Annotated in this window: 2 protein-coding genes; one reads left to right on the forward strand and one right to left on the reverse strand. The window is 75.2% G+C overall.

The features are described 5' to 3' along the window. Positions 1–720: carbohydrate-binding protein (locus FOE67_RS23170; protein WP_498370715.1), on the forward strand; the 720-nt coding region annotated here is incomplete at its 5' end. A gap of 164 nt (positions 721–884) precedes the next feature. On the opposite strand, the gene nagA is transcribed toward FOE67_RS23170, so the two are convergent. After that, a complete protein-coding gene (gene nagA, locus FOE67_RS23175) occupies positions 885–2117 on the reverse strand; it encodes an N-acetylglucosamine-6-phosphate deacetylase (protein ID WP_182666786.1) in 1233 nt (410 codons plus the stop codon). Between the last annotated feature and the right edge of the window lie 155 nt (positions 2118–2272).

Raw genomic sequence — 2272 nt, forward strand, 5'->3', positions numbered from 1 at the left:
CCGCCGCCCGGCCCGCCCCCCGCCGGCCACGGCCGGGGCGACGACTCCCGCCGCAACGGCCTGCTGATCGGCGCCATAGCCGTGGTCACCGCCGTCGTCCTGGGCGTCGGCGCGGCCATCGTCTTCAGCGGCGACGACGGGGACGCCGGCGACGATCTCGCGGGCGTCGGCAACCCGCAGTCCGTCGGGACCGGCGACTCGGGGGACGAGGAGCCCGAGCCGGAACCCGAACCGGACGACGAGAACGACGACGAGGACGAGGACGAGGAGGACGAGGAGCCGACGGAACTCCCCGAGGCCGACCTCGGCACCCTCCAGCTCTCCAACGGCGCCGGCCTCGCCGGGGACATCCCCAACGCGCGCTCCGCCGACGGCTCCTACATCGCCGGCCTCGGCCGGGTGGGCGCCACCATCACCTGGACCTTCGACTTCGGGGGCAAGGCCGGCAGCTACGACCTGTGGGTCGGCTACTCGGTGCCCAACGGCGACCAGAAGATGAGCTTCGCGGTCAACTCCACCTCGGAGATCCGCGACGACCTCCACCTGCGCGACTTCGTCAAGCAGGGCGCCTGGGAGAAGAACTGGACGCGGACGTACAACTACATCGACCTCAAGGAGGGCGAGAACGTCATCTACATCGGCTGTGACAACGGCGACAGCTGTGATGCCGTGATCGACCGCATCCTGATCACCGAGCGGGGCGACAAGCCGGACTGGTGACACGGCGTCGGCCCGACTCCGGCCCGACACCGCGCAGACCACCGCGCCCGCGACGCGACGACGGGGCCGGGCCCACCCCCGGGTGGGCCCGGCCCCGTCGCGCGGGTGACCGTGGACCGGATGGATCGGCCGCCGCCCGGCCGCCCCACGGCGCCCGGGGCGGATCAGCCCCGGGGGGCGCCCGCCGCGGGGACCGACGCCGCCACGGCACCGGTCACCGGCGGCCCGGACAGCCACTCGCCGCGCCGCATCACCCCCACCACCGTCAGATCGGTGTCCAGGACCACCAGATCGGCGTCCTTGCCCGCCTCGATCGACCCCACCCGGTCCCCGAGCCCCAGCACCCGCGCCGGTGTCGTGGACAGCGCGTGCACCGCCTCGGTGATGCCCAGGCCGTCCTCCAGCACCGCCCGCCGCAGCGCGTGGTCCAGGGTCAGGGTGGAACCGGCGATGGCGCCGCCCTCGACCAGCCGTGCCACGCCGTCCCGCACCTCGACCTCCAGCGGTCCCAGGGGGTAGGTGCCGTCCCCCATCCCGGCCGCGCCCATCGCGTCGGTGATGAACGCCACCCGGCCCGGCCCGGCGTTGCGGAACGCCAGGCGCAGCACCGAGGGGTGCAGGTGCACGCCGTCGTTGATCAGCTCGACCGTGACCCGCTCGTCCTCCAGCAGCGCCGGGATCGGCCCCGGCGCGCGGTGGGCGAGCGCCGGCATTGCGTTGAACAGGTGGGTGGCGACCCGGGCGCCGGCGTCGATGGCCCGGCGGGTGGTCTCCCAGTCGGCGTCGGTGTGCCCGACGGCCGGGATCACCCCGTGGTCCGCCAGCAGCCGCACCGCCTCGATGCCGTGCGGCAGTTCGGGCGCGATGGTGAGCATGCGGGCGGAGCCGCGGGCCGCGGCGATCAGCTTGCGCACCTCGCCCGGCTCCGGCTCGCGCAGCAGCGACGGCTGGTGGGCGCCGCAGCGGTTGAGGGCGATGAACGGCCCCTCGAAGTGGATGCCCGCCAAGTCGCCCTGCTCGGTCAGCTCCGACAGCAGCCCGGCCCGGTCCGCCAGACCGTCGAGGTCGTCGGTGACGGTGGAGGCGACCATGGTGGTGGTGCCGTGCCGCCGGTGGGTGTCGATGACGGTCAGGGCGTCGGCGGCGGTGCCGGTGGAGAAGGACGCCCCGCCGCCCCCGTGCACGTGCATGTCCACGAAGCCGGGCACCACCCAGTACCCGGTCAGGTCCAGGGTGCCCTCCTCCTCGGGGCGGCCGGTGACGATCCGTCCGCCCTCCACGGTGACCCGTCCGCCCTCGGCGACGCCGCCGGGCAGCACGACTCTCGCACCGGTCAGCACGGTCCGGCCGGCGGTGGGGGAACCGGTGCGGCTCCCGGTCGGGGTGTGAGCGGTCATGGCTTGCGTACCTCCGCGGAGTCGGGTGCGGGGCCGGTGGGGGACGCCGTCGCGGTGACCGGCGCCTCCCCTCGCGGGTCCCGCCGGGCGCCGCCGGGTCCCTCGGCGGCGAACGGGCGGTTCGGGGCCCCGGCGACGTCGGCGGGGTGGGGGGT

The sequence above is a fragment of the Streptomyces calidiresistens genome, assembly GCF_014141525.1.
In the GTDB taxonomy this organism is placed as follows: Bacteria; Actinomycetota; Actinomycetes; order Streptomycetales; family Streptomycetaceae; genus Streptomyces; species Streptomyces calidiresistens.